Origin of the sequence: Streptomyces sp. NPDC085927, from assembly GCF_044540975.1 — a bacterium.
In the GTDB taxonomy this organism is placed as follows: Bacteria; Actinomycetota; Actinomycetes; order Streptomycetales; family Streptomycetaceae; genus Streptomyces; species Streptomyces hirsutus.
Map to the genome: position 1 here is coordinate 311,063 of NZ_JBITSN010000007.1, position 16,934 is coordinate 327,996.

14 protein-coding genes are annotated in these 16,934 nt (G+C 72.0%); 13 read left to right on the plus strand and 1 reads right to left on the minus strand.

Annotated features, from left to right (window positions below):
* The first annotated feature begins 19 nt into the window (after positions 1 to 19).
* The 13 genes from ACIF80_RS21115 (at position 20) to ACIF80_RS21175 (ending at position 16,117) form a co-directional block, all read left to right on the plus strand.
* Positions 20 to 1,003, plus strand: coding sequence for an aspartate carbamoyltransferase catalytic subunit (locus ACIF80_RS21115; RefSeq protein WP_399806668.1), 984 nt, complete (start codon positions 20 to 22; stop codon positions 1,001 to 1,003).
* A gap of 4 nt (positions 1,004 to 1,007) precedes the next feature.
* On the plus strand, positions 1,008 to 2,315 hold the full coding sequence (locus ACIF80_RS21120) for a dihydroorotase (RefSeq protein WP_399806671.1): 1,308 nt from the start codon (positions 1,008 to 1,010) through the stop codon (positions 2,313 to 2,315).
* Positions 2,312 to 2,932 (plus strand): hypothetical protein, encoded by a 621-nt coding sequence (locus ACIF80_RS21125; RefSeq protein WP_399806673.1) that lies wholly within the window; start codon positions 2,312 to 2,314, stop codon positions 2,930 to 2,932. The genes ACIF80_RS21120 and ACIF80_RS21125 overlap by 4 nt, the downstream gene beginning before the upstream one ends.
* Complete coding sequence (gene carA / locus ACIF80_RS21130) at positions 2,929 to 4,071, plus strand: glutamine-hydrolyzing carbamoyl-phosphate synthase small subunit (RefSeq protein WP_399806676.1); 1,143 nt, start codon at positions 2,929 to 2,931, stop codon at positions 4,069 to 4,071. Before ACIF80_RS21125 ends, carA begins: the two co-directional genes overlap by 4 nt.
* On the plus strand, positions 4,064 to 7,372 hold the full coding sequence (carB, locus tag ACIF80_RS21135) for a carbamoyl-phosphate synthase large subunit (protein WP_399806679.1): 3,309 nt from the start codon (positions 4,064 to 4,066) through the stop codon (positions 7,370 to 7,372). The genes carA and carB overlap by 8 nt, the downstream gene beginning before the upstream one ends.
* A 74-nt stretch (positions 7,373 to 7,446) precedes the next feature.
* Complete coding sequence (locus ACIF80_RS21140; protein WP_399806681.1) at positions 7,447 to 8,553, plus strand: quinone-dependent dihydroorotate dehydrogenase; 1,107 nt, start codon at positions 7,447 to 7,449, stop codon at positions 8,551 to 8,553.
* Positions 8,550 to 9,395, plus strand: a complete 846-nt coding sequence (gene pyrF / locus ACIF80_RS21145; RefSeq protein WP_399806684.1) for an orotidine-5'-phosphate decarboxylase — start codon at positions 8,550 to 8,552, stop codon at positions 9,393 to 9,395. The genes ACIF80_RS21140 and pyrF overlap by 4 nt, the downstream gene beginning before the upstream one ends.
* Positions 9,396 to 9,651: 256 nt before the next feature.
* Positions 9,652 to 9,975, plus strand: a complete 324-nt coding sequence (locus ACIF80_RS21150; protein WP_003977346.1) for an integration host factor — start codon at positions 9,652 to 9,654, stop codon at positions 9,973 to 9,975.
* A gap of 37 nt (positions 9,976 to 10,012) precedes the next feature.
* A complete protein-coding gene (gene gmk / locus ACIF80_RS21155) occupies positions 10,013 to 10,606 on the plus strand; it encodes a guanylate kinase (protein ID WP_399806686.1) in 594 nt (197 codons plus the stop codon).
* Between the two features lie 73 nt (positions 10,607 to 10,679).
* The gene (gene rpoZ / locus ACIF80_RS21160; RefSeq protein ID WP_028814064.1) at positions 10,680 to 10,952 is read left to right on the plus strand and encodes a DNA-directed RNA polymerase subunit omega; all 273 of its coding nucleotides are present in this window, start codon (positions 10,680 to 10,682) and stop codon (positions 10,950 to 10,952) included.
* A 201-nt stretch (positions 10,953 to 11,153) separates the two neighbouring features.
* A complete protein-coding gene (gene coaBC, locus ACIF80_RS21165; RefSeq protein WP_399806688.1) occupies positions 11,154 to 12,356 on the plus strand; it encodes a bifunctional phosphopantothenoylcysteine decarboxylase/phosphopantothenate--cysteine ligase CoaBC in 1,203 nt (400 codons plus the stop codon).
* A gap of 247 nt (positions 12,357 to 12,603) precedes the next feature.
* Positions 12,604 to 13,812 carry a methionine adenosyltransferase gene (gene metK, locus ACIF80_RS21170; protein ID WP_399806691.1) on the plus strand — a complete coding sequence of 403 codons (1,209 nt, stop codon included), beginning with the start codon at positions 12,604 to 12,606 and terminating at the stop codon, positions 13,810 to 13,812.
* A gap of 145 nt (positions 13,813 to 13,957) precedes the next feature.
* Positions 13,958 to 16,117, plus strand: coding sequence for a primosomal protein N' (locus tag ACIF80_RS21175; protein ID WP_399806693.1), 2,160 nt, complete (start codon positions 13,958 to 13,960; stop codon positions 16,115 to 16,117).
* A gap of 92 nt (positions 16,118 to 16,209) precedes the next feature.
* Here ACIF80_RS21175 and ACIF80_RS21180 read toward each other — a convergent pair whose 3' ends face one another.
* Complete coding sequence (locus ACIF80_RS21180) at positions 16,210 to 16,776, minus strand: hypothetical protein (RefSeq protein ID WP_399806696.1); 567 nt, start codon at positions 16,774 to 16,776, stop codon at positions 16,210 to 16,212.
* Between the last annotated feature and the right edge of the window lie 158 nt (positions 16,777 to 16,934).

Genomic DNA, 16,934 nt, shown 5'->3' on the forward strand with positions numbered 1-16,934 from the left:
GCCTTACGGAGCCTGAAAGATGCAGCGTCATCTCATCTCGGCCGCCGACCTCACCCGCGACGACGCCGTCCTGATCCTCGACACCGCCGAGGAGATGGCCCGGGTCGCCGACCGGCCGATCAAGAAACTGCCGACCCTGCGCGGCCGGACCGTCGTCAACCTCTTCTTCGAGGACTCCACCCGGACCCGGATCTCCTTCGAGGCCGCGGAGAAGCGGCTGTCCGCGGACGTCATCAACTTCACCGCCAAGGGGTCCAGCGTCTCCAAGGGCGAGTCCCTCAAGGACACCGCCCAGACCCTGGAGGCCATGGGCGTCGACGCCGTCGTCATCCGGCACGGCGCCTCCGGGGCCCCGTACCGGCTGGCCACCTCCGGCTGGATCGACGCGCACGTCATCAACGCCGGCGACGGAACCCACCAGCACCCCACCCAGGCCCTGCTCGACGCCTTCACCATGCGGCGACGGCTCGTCGGCCGGGACACCGGGATCGGCCAGGACCTCTCCGGCCGGCGCATCACGCTGGTCGGCGACGTCCTGCACAGCCGGGTCGCCCGCTCCAACGTCGACCTGCTGCACACCCTCGGCGCCGAGGTCACCCTCGTCGCCCCGCCGACGCTGCTGCCGGTCGGCGTCGAGGCCTGGCCCTGCGAGGTCTCCTACGACCTCGACCGCATCCTGCCCAAGTCCGACGCCGTGATGATGCTGCGCGTGCAGCGCGAGCGCATGAAGGCCGCGTTCTTCCCGACCGAGCGCGAGTACTCACGGCGCTACGGCCTCGACGGCGAGCGCATGCGGCGGATGCCCGAACACGCGATCGTGATGCACCCCGGCCCCATGGTCCGCGGCATGGAGATCACCGCCGAGGTGGCCGACTCCGAGCGCTGCACCGTCGTCGAACAGGTCACCAACGGGGTCTCCATCCGGATGGCCGTCCTGTACCTGCTGCTCGGGGGCAACGAACCCGCCCTCACCCACGCCGCCCGCACCACGGAGGAGAAGTAACACGATGAGCAAGACCCTGATCCGCGGTGCGAAGGTGCTCGGCGGCGACCCGCAGGACGTGCTGATCGACGGCGGGACCGTCGCGGCCGTCGGCACCGGGCTGAGCGCCGAGAACGCCGGAGGAGCCGCACAGGAGGTCACCGTCGTCGAGGCGGACGGCAAGGTGCTGCTGCCCGGCCTGGTCGACCTGCACACCCATCTGCGCGAGCCCGGCCGCGAGGACTCCGAGACCGTGCTGACCGGCACCCGCGCGGCGGCGAGCGGCGGCTACACCGCCGTGTTCGCCATGGCCAACACCTTCCCCGTCGCCGACACCGCCGGCGTCGTCGAGCAGGTCTGGCGGCTCGGTAAGGAGCACGGATACTGCGACGTACGTCCCGTCGGCGCCGTCACCGTAGGCCTGGAGGGCAGCACGCTCGCCGAACTGGGCGCCATGCACGAGTCCGCGGCCGGCGTCACCGTCTTCTCCGACGACGGCAAGTGCGTCCACGACGCCGTGATCATGCGGCGCGCCCTGGAGTACGTGAAGGCCTTCGACGGCGTCGTCGCCCAGCACGCGCAGGAGCCACGGCTGACCGAGGGCGCCCAGATGAACGAGGGCGTCGTCTCCGCCGAGCTGGGCCTGGGCGGCTGGCCGGCCGTCGCCGAGGAGTCGATCATCGCCCGGGACGTGCTGCTCGCCGAGCACGTCGGCTCCCGCGTCCACATCTGCCACCTGTCGACCGCGGGCAGCGTCGAGATCGTCCGCTGGGCCAAGTCCCGCGGCATCGACGTCACCGCCGAGGTCACCCCGCACCACCTCCTGCTCACCGACGAGCTGGTCCGGTCGTACAACCCGGTCTACAAGGTCAACCCGCCGCTGCGCACCGAGCGGGACGTCATGGCGCTGCGCGAGGCGCTCGCCGACGGCACGATCGACATCGTCGCCACCGACCACGCCCCGCACCCGCACGAGGACAAGGACTGCGAGTGGGCCGCCGCGGCCATGGGCATGGTCGGTCTGGAGACCGCGCTGTCCGTGGTCCAGGAGACAATGGTGGACACGGGCCTGCTGGACTGGGCCGGGGTCGCCGACCGGATGTCCTTCACGCCCGCGCGCATCGGACGGGCCGAGGGCCACGGCCGCCCCGTCTCGGCGGGTGAACCGGCCAACCTCACACTCGTCGACACGGCATACCGTGGTTCCGTGGACCCCGCGGGCTTCGCCTCGCGCAGCCGCAACACCCCGTACGAGGGCCGCGAGCTGCCGGGCCGTGTCACGCACACCTGGCTCCGGGGCACGGCCACGCTCATCGACGGGAAGCTCACGTGACACCTGTAATCCTGCTGGCCGCCGAGAAGAAATCGGCGGAAGTGACCGACTGGGCCGCCCGGATCGGCTGGGTCGTCGGACTCGTCCTCTTCGTCGCCCTCGTCTACTGGCTGATGCGCGAGGGCTGGAAGTGGCGCGGCACCCTCCAGGGCGACCTGCCCGAACTGCCCACCCGCCCGTCTCCTCCCACCACCCTCGACCGAGGCGGCGAGCCGCCGCTGACCGGAATGCCGGAGTCGCCGGGGGCGGCGAAACTGACGATGAGCGGCCGCTACCACGGCTCCACCACCGCCGGGCAGTGGCTGGACCGCATCGTGGCCCGTGGTCTGGGCACCCGCAGCCGGGCCGAGCTCACCCTGACGGACGCGGGACTGGACGTCGTACGCCCCGGCGCGAGCGATTTCTTCGTCCCCGTCGCCGCGCTGCGCGAGGCCCGGCTCGACAAGGGCATCGCCGGCAAGGTCCTCACCGAAGGCGGTCTGCTCGTCGTGACCTGGGCGCACGGCGACAAGCTGATCGACTCCGGCTTCCGCTCCGACCACGCGGCCGAGCACACCGCATGGGTCGAGACCCTGAACGACATGATCAGCAAGACGGAAACGGAAGGCGCACGATGACGACCTCCACCAGGGGAGTCGCCAAGACTCCCGCCGTACTCGTCCTCGAGGACGGCCGGATCTTCCGCGGCCGCGCCTACGGGGCAGTGGGGGAGACCTTCGGCGAAGCCGTGTTCTCCACCGGAATGACCGGCTACCAGGAGACCCTCACCGACCCGTCCTACCACCGCCAGGTCGTGGTCATGACCGCCCCGCACATCGGCAACACCGGCGTCAACGACGACGACCCCGAGTCCCGGCGGATCTGGGTCGCCGGCTACGTCGTGCGCGACCCCGCGCGCGTGCCGTCCAACTGGCGCTCCCGCCGCTCCCTGGACGAGGAACTCGCCGCCCAGGGCGTCGTCGGCATCAGCGGCATCGACACCCGCGCGCTCACCCGCCACCTGCGCGAGCGGGGCGCCATGCGCGTGGGCATCTTCAGCGGCGACACCGTGCCGGACGACGCCGCCCTGGTGGCCCGCGTCCAGGAGGTCCCCCCGATGAAGGGCGCCGACCTCGCCGCCGAGGTCGCCACCACCGAGCCGTACGTCGTCCCGGCGATCGGCGAGAAGCGGTTCACCGTCGCCGCGGTCGACCTCGGCATCAAGGGCATGACCCCGCACCGCATGGCAGAGCGCGGCATCGAGGTGCACGTCCTGCCCGCCACCGCGACCGCCGACGACGTCTACGCCGTGAACCCGGACGGCGTGTTCTTCTCCAACGGCCCCGGAGACCCCGCCACCGCCGACCACCCCGTCTCCGTGATGCGGGCCGTCCTGGAGCGCGGCACCCCGCTGTTCGGCATCTGCTTCGGCAACCAGATCCTCGGCCGCGCCCTCGGCTTCGGCACCTTCAAACTGAAGTACGGCCACCGCGGCATCAACCAGCCGGTCCAGGACCGTACGACCGGCAAGGTCGAGGTCACCTCGCACAACCACGGCTTCGCCGTCGACGCCCCCCTCGACAAGGTCTCCGACACCCCGTTCGGCCGCGCCGAGGTGTCCCACGTCTGCCTCAACGACAACGTGGTGGAAGGACTCCGGCTGCTCGACCGGCCGGCCTTCAGCGTCCAGTACCACCCGGAAGCGGCAGCGGGCCCGCACGACGCCGCCTACCTGTTCGACCGCTTCGTTTCCCTGATGGAGGGCCAGCGTGCCTAAGCGCACCGATATCCAGTCCGTCCTGGTCATCGGCTCCGGCCCGATCGTCATCGGCCAGGCCGCCGAGTTCGACTACTCCGGCACCCAGGCGTGCCGGGTCCTGAAGGCCGAGGGCCTGCGCGTCGTCCTGGTCAACTCCAACCCGGCGACGATCATGACCGACCCGGAGATCGCCGACGCCACCTACGTCGAACCGATCACCCCGGAGTTCGTAGAGAAGATCATCGCCAAGGAGCAGCCGGACGCCCTGCTGCCCACCCTGGGCGGCCAGACGGCCCTGAACACCGCGATCTCCCTGCACGAGAACGGCGTCCTGGAGAAGTACGGCGTCGAGCTGATCGGCGCCAACGTGGAGGCCATCAACAAGGGCGAGGACCGCGAGCTGTTCAAGGACGTCGTGGAGGAGGTCCGCAGGAAGACCGGGCACGGCGAGTCCGCCCGCTCGGTCATCTGCCACACCATGGACGAGGTGGTGGCCGGCGTCGACGAGCTCGGCGGCTACCCGGTCGTGGTCCGCCCCTCCTTCACCATGGGCGGCGCCGGCTCCGGTTTCGCCCACGACGAGGACGAGCTGCGCCGCATCGCCGGACAGGGCCTCACCCTCTCGCCGACCACCGAGGTGCTCCTCGAGGAGTCCATCCTCGGCTGGAAGGAGTACGAGCTGGAGCTGATGCGCGACAAGCACGACAACGTGGTCGTCGTCTGCTCCATCGAGAACTTCGACCCCATGGGCGTGCACACCGGCGACTCCATCACCGTCGCGCCCGCGATGACGCTGACCGACCGCGAGTACCAGATCCTGCGCGACATCGGCATCGCCGTCATCCGCGAGGTCGGTGTCGACACCGGCGGCTGCAACATCCAGTTCGCGGTGAACCCGGAGGACGGCCGGGTGATCGTCATCGAGATGAACCCGCGCGTGTCACGGTCCTCGGCGCTGGCCTCCAAGGCGACCGGTTTCCCCATCGCCAAGATCGCCGCCAAGCTCGCCGTCGGCTACACCCTCGACGAGATCCCGAACGACATCACGCGGGTGACCCCGGCCTCCTTCGAGCCGACCCTCGACTACGTGGTCGTCAAGGCCCCGCGGTTCGCCTTCGAGAAGTTCCCGAGCGCCGACTCCACCCTCACCACCACCATGAAGTCGGTCGGCGAGGCCATGGCCATCGGCCGCAACTTCACCGAGGCGTTCCAGAAGGCGCTGCGCTCGCTGGAGAAGAAGGGCAGCCACTTCACCTTCGTCGGCGAGCCCGGCGACAAGGCCGAGCGGCTGCGCGAAGCCGTCCGCCCGACCGACGGCCGCATCAACGCCGTCATGCAGGCCATCCGCGCGGGCGCCACGCCCGAGGAGGTCTTCGCGCACACGAAGATCGACCCCTGGTTCGTCGACCAGCTCTTCCTCATCAAGGAGATCGCCGACGAGCTGTCCGAGGCGCCCGAACTGACCGCCGGCCTGCTCGCCGAGGCCAAGCGGCACGGCTTCTCCGACCAGCAGGTCGCCGAGATCCGCGGCCTGCGCGAGGACGTCGTCCGCGAGGTCCGGCACGCCCTCGGCATCCGCCCGGTCTACAAGACCGTCGACACCTGCGCCGCCGAGTTCGCCGCGAACACGCCGTACTTCTACTCCTCCTACGACGAGGAGACCGAGGTCGCCCCGCGCGAGAAGCCCGCGGTGATCATCCTCGGCTCCGGCCCGAACCGCATCGGCCAGGGCATCGAGTTCGACTACTCCTGCGTCCACGCCTCCTTCGCGCTGAGCGACGCCGGGTACGAGACCGTGATGGTCAACTGCAACCCGGAGACCGTCTCCACCGACTACGACACCTCCGACCGGCTGTACTTCGAGCCGCTCACCCTGGAGGACGTCCTGGAGATCGTCCACGCCGAGCAGCAGGCCGGACCGGTCGCGGGCGTGATCGTCCAGCTCGGCGGCCAGACCCCGCTGGGTCTCTCCCAGGCCCTCAAGGACAACGGCGTACCGGTCGTCGGCACGCCTCCCGAGGCCATCCACGCGGCCGAGGACCGGGGCGCCTTCGGCCAGGTCCTCAAGGAGGCCGGCCTGCCGGCCCCCAAGCACGGCACCGCCACCACCTTCACCGAGGCCAGGGCCATCGCCGACGAGATCGGCTACCCGGTCCTCGTCCGCCCGTCCTACGTGCTCGGCGGCCGCGGCATGGAGATCGTCTACGACGAGACCCGCCTCGAGTCCTACATCGCCGAATCGACCGAGATCAGCCCCTCCCGGCCGGTGCTGGTCGACCGGTTCCTCGACGACGCCATCGAGATCGACGTCGACGCGCTCTACGACGGCGAGGAGCTCTACCTCGGCGGTGTCATGGAGCACATCGAGGAGGCCGGCATCCACTCCGGCGACTCGGCGTGCGCCCTGCCCCCGATCACCCTGGGCGGCCACGACATCAAGCGGCTGCGCGCCTCCACCGAGGCCATCGCGCGCGGTGTCGGGGTGCGCGGCCTGATCAACATCCAGTTCGCGCTGTCCGGGGACATCCTCTACGTCCTGGAGGCCAACCCGCGCGCCTCGCGCACCGTCCCCTTCACCTCGAAGGCGACCGCGGTGCCGCTGGCCAAGGCGGCCGCCCGGATCTCGCTCGGCGCGACCGTCGCCGGGCTCCGCGCGGAGGGCCTGCTCCCGGCCCGGGGCGACGGCGGCGACCTCCCGCTCGACGCGCCGATCTCCGTCAAGGAGGCCGTGCTGCCGTGGTCGCGCTTCCGCGACATCCACGGCCGCGGCGTCGACACGGTCCTGGGCCCGGAGATGCGCTCCACCGGCGAGGTCATGGGCATCGACTCCGCCTTCGGCACCGCGTACGCCAAGTCGCAGGCGGGCGCCTACGGGCCGCTGCCCACCAAGGGCCGCGCCTTCATCTCGGTCGCCAACCGCGACAAGCGCTCGATGATCTTCCCCGCGCGCGAGCTCGTCGCCCACGGCTTCGACCTGTTCGCCACCTCCGGCACCGCCGAGGTCCTCAAGCGCAACGGCATCAACGCCACCGTCGTGCGCAAGCAGTCCGAGGGCACCGGCCCGAACGGCGAGAAGACCATCGTCCAGCTGATCCACGACGGCGAGGTCGACCTCATCGTCAACACGCCGTACGGCACCGGCGGACGCCTCGACGGCTACGACATCCGTACGGCCGCCGTGGCGCGGTCCGTGCCGTGCCTGACGACGGTCCAGGCGCTCGCCGCCGCGGTCCAGGGCATCGACGCCCTCAACCGCGGCGAGGTCGGCGTCCGCTCGCTCCAGGAACACGCGCAGCACCTGACAGCGGCCCGCGACTGACGGCCCGAGGGGGACACCGGAAACGGTGTCCCCCTCTTCACGAGGCTCTTCAGGCCCTTCACGAGGACACAGGCATGTACAAGTACTTCTTCCATCTGGTGTTCCGGCGGATGGATCCGGAGCGGGCCCATCACCTCGCCTTCCGCTGGATCCGTCTCGTCGCGCGCGTCCCCGGCCTGCGCACCTTCGTCGCCGCCGCGCTCGCACCCCGCCACAGGGAACTGCGCACCGAGGCCCTCGGCCTGCGCCTGCACAGTCCCTTCGGGCTCGCCGCCGGCTTCGACAAGAACGCCGTCGGTGTCGACGGCATGGCGATGCTCGGCTTCGACCACGTCGAGATCGGCACCGTGACCGGCGAGCCGCAGCCCGGCAACCCGAAGAAGCGGCTGTTCCGGCTGGTGGCGGACCGCGCGCTGATCAACCGCATGGGCTTCAACAACGAGGGCTCGCTGGCCGTCGCCGCCCGCCTGGCCTCCCGCACGCCCGTCTTCAGGACGGTCGTCGGCGTCAACATCGGCAAGACCAAGGCCGTACCCGAGGACGAGGCCGTCGGCGACTACGTGAAGTCCGCCGAGCGGCTGGCGCCGTACGCCGACTACCTGGTGGTCAACGTCTCCTCGCCGAACACCCCCGGCCTGCGCGACCTCCAGGCCGTCGGCCATCTGCGCCCGCTGCTCACCGCCGTCCGCGAGGCCGCCGACCGCGCCGTCCCCGCCCGCCGGGTGCCGCTGCTGGTGAAGATCGCCCCGGACCTCGCCGACGAGGACATCGACGCGGTCGCCGACCTGGCCGTGGAGCTCGGCCTGGACGGGATCATCGCCACGAACACCACCATCGCGCGCGCGGGACTCGGTCTGCGGTCCGGCCCCGCCGCCGTCCAGGAGACCGGCGGCCTGTCCGGCGCGCCCCTGAAGGCACGCTCCCTCCAGGTACTGCGCCGCCTGTACGCCCGCGTGGGCGACCGGATCACCCTGGTCGGTGTCGGCGGCATCGAGAACGCCGAGGACGCCTGGCAGCGCATCCTGGCGGGTGCCACGCTGGTCCAGGGCTACAGCGCGTTCGTCTACGAGGGCCCCTTCTGGGCCCGCACCCTCCGCAAGGGGCTCGCCGCGCGTCTGCGCACCAGCCCGTATGCCACGCTCGCCGACGCGGTGGGCGCCGACGTGAGGACAACGGCATGAGCGGACCGGAACCCTTCGGCGCGCGCCTGCGCCGGGCCATGGACACGCGCGGCCCGCTGTGCGTCGGCATCGACCCGCACCCCGCCCTGCTCGCCGAGTGGGGCCTGAACGACGACGTGGCCGGCCTGGAGCGGTTCAGCCGCACGGTCGTCGAGGCGGTCGCGGACCGGGTCGCCGTGCTCAAGCCGCAGAGCGCGTTCTTCGAGCGCTTCGGCTCGCGCGGCGTCGCGGTGCTGGAGAGGTCGGTCGCTCAGGCACGGGCGGCCGGCGCGCTGGTCGTCATGGACGCCAAGCGCGGCGACATCGGCTCCACCATGGCCGCCTACGCCGAGTCCTTCCTGCGCCCGGACTCCCCGCTGTTCTCGGACGCGCTGACCGTCTCCCCGTACCTCGGCTACGGCTCGCTGAGCCCGGCGGTGGCCCTGGCCCGGGAGAGCGGCACGGGACTGTTCGTCCTGGCGCTGACCTCCAACCCGGAGGGCGGCGAGGTGCAGCACGCGGTACGGGCCGACGGGCGCAGCGTGGGCGCGACCATGCTCCGGCACCTGGCCGCCGAGAACGCGGGGGAGACGCCCCTGGGATCCTTCGGCGCGGTCGTCGGCGCGACGCTCGGCGACTTGTCGTCGTACGATCTCGACATCAACGGTCCGCTGCTCGCACCCGGCATCGGAGCTCAGGGAGCCACGGCGGCGGACCTCCCGGCGGTCTTCGGCCCGGCGGTGCGCAACGTCGTGCCGAACGTCAGCCGGGGAGTGTTGCGTCACGGTGCCGACGTGGTCGCGCTGCGTGACGCCGCGGAGCGATTCGCGGAGGAGATCAGGACGGCGGTGACGGCGGTCTGAGCCTTTGACGAGGGAAACAGGAACGCGCCGGGACCGCATTCGACAAAAAAACCCGGTCGCTATGCCCTTAAATGTCCGCCATCATCGATCCTGACCTGGACTTTTCCGCTGTTCTCGCTGACTCAGACGGAGTTGGCCGCTAGTCTCCGACGGAGAGTGAACGGGCAAGCGTGTTGCTCGTGGCTCCCCTGGTGTGGGGCGACTAGGTTCCTCACCGGTCCGTATCCGACAGTTCGACATCCGAGGTGACGTAGGCGTGGCTCTTCCGCCCCTTACCCCTGAACAGCGCGCAGCCGCGCTCGAAAAGGCCGCCGCGGCTCGCCGGGAGCGGGCCGAGGTCAAGAATCGACTCAAGCACTCCGGCGCCTCCCTGCACGAGGTCATCAAGCAGGGCCAGGAGAACGACGTCATCGGCAAGATGAAGGTCTCCGCCCTGCTCGAGTCCCTGCCGGGCGTGGGCAAGGTCCGCGCCAAGCAGATCATGGAGCGACTGGGGATCTCCGAGAGCCGCCGTGTGCGGGGTCTCGGCTCGAACCAGATCGCCTCCCTGGAGCGTGAGTTCGGCAGTACCGGCTCCTGAGTCCCGGGCATACCGGGATTGCTGGAATAATCGCCGCATGGCTGCAACACCCCGGGGGACGACCCCCGTACCCCCGGACGTACGTCCGCGGCTGACCGTGCTCTCCGGCCCCTCGGGGGTCGGCAAGAGCACGGTCGTCGCGCATATGCGCAAGGCGCACCCCGAGGTCTGGCTCTCGGTGTCGGCGACGACCCGCAAGCCGCGCCCCGGTGAGCGGGACGGGGTCCACTACTTCTTCGTCACCGACGACGAGATGGACAAGCTGATCGCCAACGGTGAACTGCTCGAGTGGGCCGAGTTCGCCGGCAACCGCTACGGCACACCGCGCGCGGCGGTGCTCGAGCACCTGGAGTCGGGCCTGCCCGTCCTCCTGGAGATCGACCTGCAGGGCGCCCGTCAGGTCCGCGAGTCCATGACCGAGGCCCAGCTGGTCTTCCTCGCCCCTCCCTCCTGGGAGGAGCTGGTGCGCCGGCTCACCGGCCGGGGCACCGAGTCGCCCGAGGTGGTCGAGCGCCGGCTGGAGGCCGCGAAGATCGAGCTGGCGGCCGAGCCGGAGTTCGACACGACCCTGGTCAACACCTCCGTCGAGGACGTGGCCAGCGAGCTGCTAGCCTTGATGAACGTCGTGTGATCGTCAGCGTTTCCCCAGCGGTCATTCAGCGATCATGCAGACCGATTCTTTCCCATCCATCGGAAGGTAGAGCGTGTCCTCTTCCATCTCCACGCCCGAGGGCATCATCAACCCGCCGATCGACGAGCTCCTCGAGGCCACGGACTCGAAGTACAGCCTCGTGATCTACGCGGCCAAGCGGGCTCGCCAGATCAACGCGTACTACTCGCAGCTCGGCGAGGGTCTCCTCGAGTACGTCGGTCCCCTCGTCGACACCCACGTCCACGAGAAGCCGCTCTCGATCGCCCTGCGCGAGATCAACGCGGGACTGCTGACCTCCGAGGCCATCGAAGGCCCCGCTCAGTAAGTCGCAGTTCAGTGAGTCGCACGGTGTCGGAAGTCGTACCAATGACTTTCGGTCGACTTCTCCACAGGCCCGGCAGCACGTCTGCCGGGCCTGTGGTGTGGTCGGGGCGCGGGGCCGTTCCCGCGGTGGTGCGAGCATGAGGGGTGTGCGGCCGTCCCCGGCGCGCACAGGGCCGGTATTCCGGGGAGAGACGGGAGAGACGTGGACAAGCCGAAGGTCGTTCTGGGCGTCAGCGGCGGCATCGCCGCGTACAAGGCCTGCGAGCTGCTCAGGCGGCTGACGGAGTCGGGGCACGACGTCCGCGTCGTCCCCACCGCCTCCGCGCTGCACTTCGTCGGCGCCGCCACCTGGTCGGCGCTCTCCGGCCACCCGGTCTCGACCGAGGTGTGGGACGCCGTCCACGAGGTGCCGCACGTCCGCATCGGGCAGCACGCCGACCTGGTCGTGGTCGCCCCGGCCACCGCGGACATGCTGGCGAAGGCGGCGCACGGCCTGGCCGACGACCTCCTCACCAACACCCTGCTCACCGCCCGCTGTCCCGTGGTCTTCGCCCCCGCCATGCACACCGAGATGTGGGAGCACCCGGCCACACAGGAGAATGTGGCGACCCTGCGCCGGCGCGGTGCCGTCGTCGTCGAACCGGCGGTGGGCCGGCTCACCGGCGTCGACACCGGCAAGGGCCGGCTGCCCGACCCGGGCGAGATCTTCGAGGTCTGCCGCCGGGTGCTGGCCCGGGGCGTCACCGAGCCCGACCTGAGGGGCAGGCACGTCGTGGTCAGCGCCGGCGGCACCCGGGAGCCCCTCGACCCCGTCCGCTTCCTCGGCAACCGTTCCTCCGGCAAGCAGGGCTACGCCCTCGCCCGGACCGCCGCCGCGCGGGGCGCACGGGTCACCCTGATCGCCGCCAACGCCGCGCTGCCCGACCCGGCGGGGGTGGACGTCGTCCCCGTCGAGACCGCCCTGCACCTGCGCGAGGAAGTGCTCCGGGCCGCCGCCGACGCCGACGCGGTGGTCATGGCCGCCGCGGTCGCCGACTTCCGCCCCGCGGCGTACGCGACCGGGAAGATCAAGAAGCAGGACGGCCGGGACCCCGAGCCCGTCGCCCTGGTGCGCAACCCGGACGTCCTCGCCGAGATCTCCGCCGGCCGGGCCCGTCCCGGCCAGGTGGTCGTCGGCTTCGCCGCGGAGACGGACGACGTGCTCGCCAACGGACGCGCCAAGCTGAAGCGCAAGGGCTGCGATCTGCTCGTGGTCAACGAGGTGGGCGAGCGCAAGACGTTCGGCTCCGAGGAGAACGAGGCCGTGGTGCTGGGCGCCGACGGCAGCGAGACGCCCGTGGCGCACGGCCCCAAGGAAGCCCTGGCCGACACGGTCTGGGACCTGGTGGCGGCGCGCCTGGGCTGAACGGTCCGCGGCGGGGTCCGGATCCGTGAGGATCCCCAAACATCGCCGTCAGGGCGTGGCGCCTCTGGCCAACACGCCCTGGCATGGGCAGAATGCCCGTGCCGCAGGTCACGGGGGTTCCCGAGAGGCGAGACAGGGGAACCCGTGACGAGGCGCGACCGATAAACTGTTCCACGGACGGTGTGCGGTGCAGCCCCTGCCGTCCGCCAATGATCAGCCAGCAGCCGCTGCAACCACAGGGAGCGTTGTGTCCCGTCGTCTGTTCACCTCGGAGTCCGTGACCGAGGGTCACCCCGACAAGATCGCTGACCAGATCAGCGACACCATCCTCGACGCGCTGCTCCGCGAGGACCCCCATTCCCGCGTCGCCGTCGAGACCCTCATCACCACCGGCCTGGTGCACGTGGCCGGCGAGGTCACGACCAAGGCCTACGCGCCGATCCCGCAGCTGGTGCGCGACAAGATCCTGGAGATCGGCTACGACTCCTCGAAGAAGGGCTTCGACGGCGCCTCCTGCGGCGTGTCGGTGTCCATCGGCTCCCAGTCCCCGGACATCGCCCAGGGCGTCGACACGGCGTACGAGAACCGGGTCGAGGGCGACGAGGACGAGCTGGACCGGCAGGGCGCCGGTGACCAGGGCCTGATGTTCGGTTACGCGACGGACGAGACGCCGACGCTGATGCCGCTGCCGGTCTTCCTCGCGCACCGCCTGTCCAAGCGCCTGTCCGAGGTGCGTAAGAACGGCACCATCCCCTACCTGCGTCCGGACGGGAAGACCCAGGTCACCATCGAGTACGACGGCGACAAGGCCGTCCGCCTCGACACGGTCGTGGTCTCCTCGCAGCACGCCTCCGACATCGACCTCGAGTCGCTGCTCGCCCCCGACATCCGCGAGTTCGTCGTGGAGCCGGAGCTGAAGGCGCTGCTGGACGAGGGCATCAAGCTGGACACCGAGAAGTACCGTCTGCTGGTCAACCCCACCGGCCGCTTCGAGATCGGCGGCCCGATGGGCGACGCGGGCCTCACCGGCCGCAAGATCATCATCGACACGTACGGCGGCATGGCCCGGCACGGCGGCGGCGCCTTCTCCGGCAAGGACCCGTCCAAGGTGGACCGCTCGGCGGCGTACGCGATGCGCTGGGTCGCCAAGAACGTGGTCGCGGCCGGCCTGGCCTCCCGCTGCGAGGTCCAGGTGGCGTACGCCATCGGCAAGGCCGAGCCGGTCGGTCTGTTCGTGGAGACCTTCGGCACCGCCAAGGTCGACACCGAGCGGATCGAGCGGGCGATCGAGGACGTGTTCGACCTCCGTCCGGCCGCCATCATCCGTGACCTGGACCTGCTCCGCCCGATCTACTCCCAGACCGCCGCCTACGGCCACTTCGGCCGTGAGCTGCCCGACTTCACCTGGGAGCGCACCGACCGCGTGGACGCGCTGCGCAAGGCGGCGGGGCTGTAGTCCGAGCTCCGGCGCCTTCACCGAGGCCCGGCGCCCCTTCGGGAGCGCCGGGCCTCGGCGTGCGCGCGGCCCCGGGGCGTACGGCGCGGGGCGGGTGGTGGCCGTTGTCGGTCGGGTGTCAGTCGTGTTTGGTAGGAATGCAGGCGTGAGCAGCGAGAACGGCGGAAGCGGACAGACGGACGGCGGTGCCCGGGGCGCGCCGCCCGAGCAGCTCGCGCTCATCCGGGAGACCGTGCGCAAGGCCGACACGCCCCGGGCCAAGCCGCGGACCTGGCGGGGCGCCGCACTCGCCGGGAACCTGCCGGTCGCGCGCGTCCTCGTCGACAAGGGCGTCCTGCACCTCGACCGGTACTTCGACTACGCCGTGCCCGAGGAACTCGACGCCGACGCACAGCCGGGCGTCCGGGTGCGGGTGCGGTTCGGGGCCGGCCGGCACCGGGTGCGTGAGGGGCGCCGCGAGGGCGGCGGGCTCATCGACGGGTTCCTGATCGAGCGGCTCGCCGAGTCCGACTACTCGGGGCCGCTGGCCGCCCTCGCCCAGGTGGTCTCGCCCGAGCCGGTCCTGAGCGAGGAACTGCTGGGGCTGGCCCGCGCGGTCGCCGACCGGTACGCGGGCAGCCTCGCCGACGTGCTCCAGCTCGCCGTACCGCCGCGCAGCGCACGCGCCGAGCGGCGGCCCTCGCCCGACCCGGCGCCGCCGCCCCCGGCCCCCGAGCCGGGCTCCTGGGCCCGGTACGAGCAGGGGTCCGCCTTCCTTGGGTCGCTGGCCTCCGGCGGCGCTCCGCGCGCCGTGTGGAACGCGCTGCCCGGACCGCTCTGGAGCGAGGAACTGGCCCGCGCGGTCGCGGCGACGCTGGCCTCCGGCCGCGGCGCCCTCGTCGTCCTGCCGGACGGACGGACCGTCGCCCGCGTCGACGCCGCGCTCACCGAGCTCCTGGGCAAGGGGCGGCACGCGGTGCTGACCGCCGACGCCGGGCCCGAGAAGCGGTACGCGCAGTGGCTCGCCGTGCGCCGCGGCTCCGTGCGCGCCGTGATCGGCACCCGGGCGGCCATGTTCGCGCCCGTCCAGGACCTCGGCCTGGTCGCGCTCTGGGACGACGGTGACGACAGCCACAGTGAGCAGCACGCCCCGCAGCCGCACGCGCGTGAGGTGCTGCTGCTGCGGGCGGCACAGGACCAGTGCGGTTTCCTGCTGGGCGGCTGGAGCTGCACGGTGGAGGCCGCCCAGCTGGTGGAGACCGGCTGGGCCGGCCCCCTGGTCCCCGGAAGGGACCGGGTACGGACCACCGCCCCGCTGGTACGGACCGTCGGGGACGGGGACCTCGCGCGGGACGAGGCCGCCCGCGCCGCCCGGCTGCCGTCGCTCGCCTGGCAGGCCGTCAGGGAGGGGCTGCGGCACGGACCGGTCCTCGTGCAGGTGCCCCGGCGCGGCTATGTCCCGCGGATGGCGTGCGCGGGCTGCCGTACCCCGGCGCGGTGCCGGCACTGCGCCGGGCCGATGGAGGCGCCCGGCGCCGGCGATCTGCGGTGCGGCTGGTGCGGGCGGCGCGAGGAGAGCGGCTGGCACTGCCCGGAGTGCGGCGGGTTCCGGCTGCGGGCCCAGGTCGTGGGGGCGCGCCGGACCGCCGAGGAACTGGGCCGGGCCTTCCCCGCAGTGCCGGTGCGCACCTCCGGCCGTGAGCATGTGCTGGACACGGTGCCGGCCGCGCCCGCGCTGGTGGTGAGCACGCCGGGGGCCGAGCCGGTCGCCGAGGGCGGATACGCGGCGGCGCTGCTGCTGGACGGCTGGGCGATGCTGAGCCGGCCCGATCTGCGGGCCGGGGAGGACGCGCTGCGCCGCTGGATCGGCGCGGCGGCGCTGGTGCGCCCGCAGGCGGAGGGCGGCACGGTCGTGGTGGTCGCCGAGCCGACCCTGCGGCCCGTGCAGGCGCTGGTGCGGTGGGACCCCGTCGGACACGCGGTACGGGAACTGGGGGAGCGGGCCGAACTGGGCTTCCCCCCGGTGTCGAGGATGGCGGCGGTCTCCGGGCCGGGGGAGGCCGTGGCCGGGTTCCTCCGCGCGGCCGAACTTCCCGGGGAGGCGGAGGTGCTGGGACCCGTCCCGCTGCCCGTCACCCCCGTGGGCCGTCCGCGGCGCCCCGGCGGCCCGCCGCCCGGGGACCACTGGGAGCGGGCCCTGATCCGGGTGCCCCCGGGCAGGGGGGCCGCGCTGACCGCCGCCCTGAAGTCCGCCCAGGCGGCCCGCACGGCCCGCGCCGACGACGAACCGGTGTGGGTACGGATCGACCCGCCCGACATCGGCTGAGGAGTACGGGCCGGGGAACGGCCGGAGCGAGCGGGCCGGGGAGTGCCGGCCTCCCGGGCACGGTCGCGTCGGGGAAGGCCGAGGGCGGGCGCTCAGCCGTTGCGGGGACCCGGGAAAGTGGTGGGGCCGGGGAAGGCCGTGGGACGCGGGTCGTCGCGGAGGGCCGAGCTGCCCGCCGTCGGCTGGGTCGGCATGGAACGGGCGGCGGGAACCGTCGGCACGCCGGAGACCCCCGCACCCACGTTGACCGTGCGCGTTCCCGACGGCTCCGCGGTGTGCTCCGTCTCCGGGGCCTGGTTCTGGGCGGCCGCGGCACGGCGGGCGCCGTAACGACGGTGGACCGCCTGCTTGGTCACGCCGAGCGCGGAACCCACCGCGTCCCACGAGAAGCCCAGCGACCGGTCGAAGTCCACGGCCGCGGTGACCAGGGTCTCGACGCTGTCCCGCAGTTCCTGGGCGAGACGGACCGTGGGGGCGGGGGCGCGTCCGTAGACGACGAAGCCCGTGGAGGGGCCGGTGCGGCGCGGGCGGTAGACGTTGCCGAGCTGGGCGGTGAGCGTGCGCAGTGCGTCCACCTGCCGGCGGACCCGCTCGATGTCCCGCACCAGCAAGTGCAGGCTGGCGCGAGCCTGGGCGTCGTGGGTTGCGTGGTCGGCCATGAACAAGCCTCTCGAACCGGCGTTGAAAGGAATGGGCCGCGTCGGAGCGGCCCGGTGTGGTCAACTCTTTCTTGACCAACGCGGATCAGCTCCGGGGGTCACGGGCTGGGGGCGTGGCGGTTCCCGCGCACGCCCCTGCGGAGGGCTGCGAGCCCAGG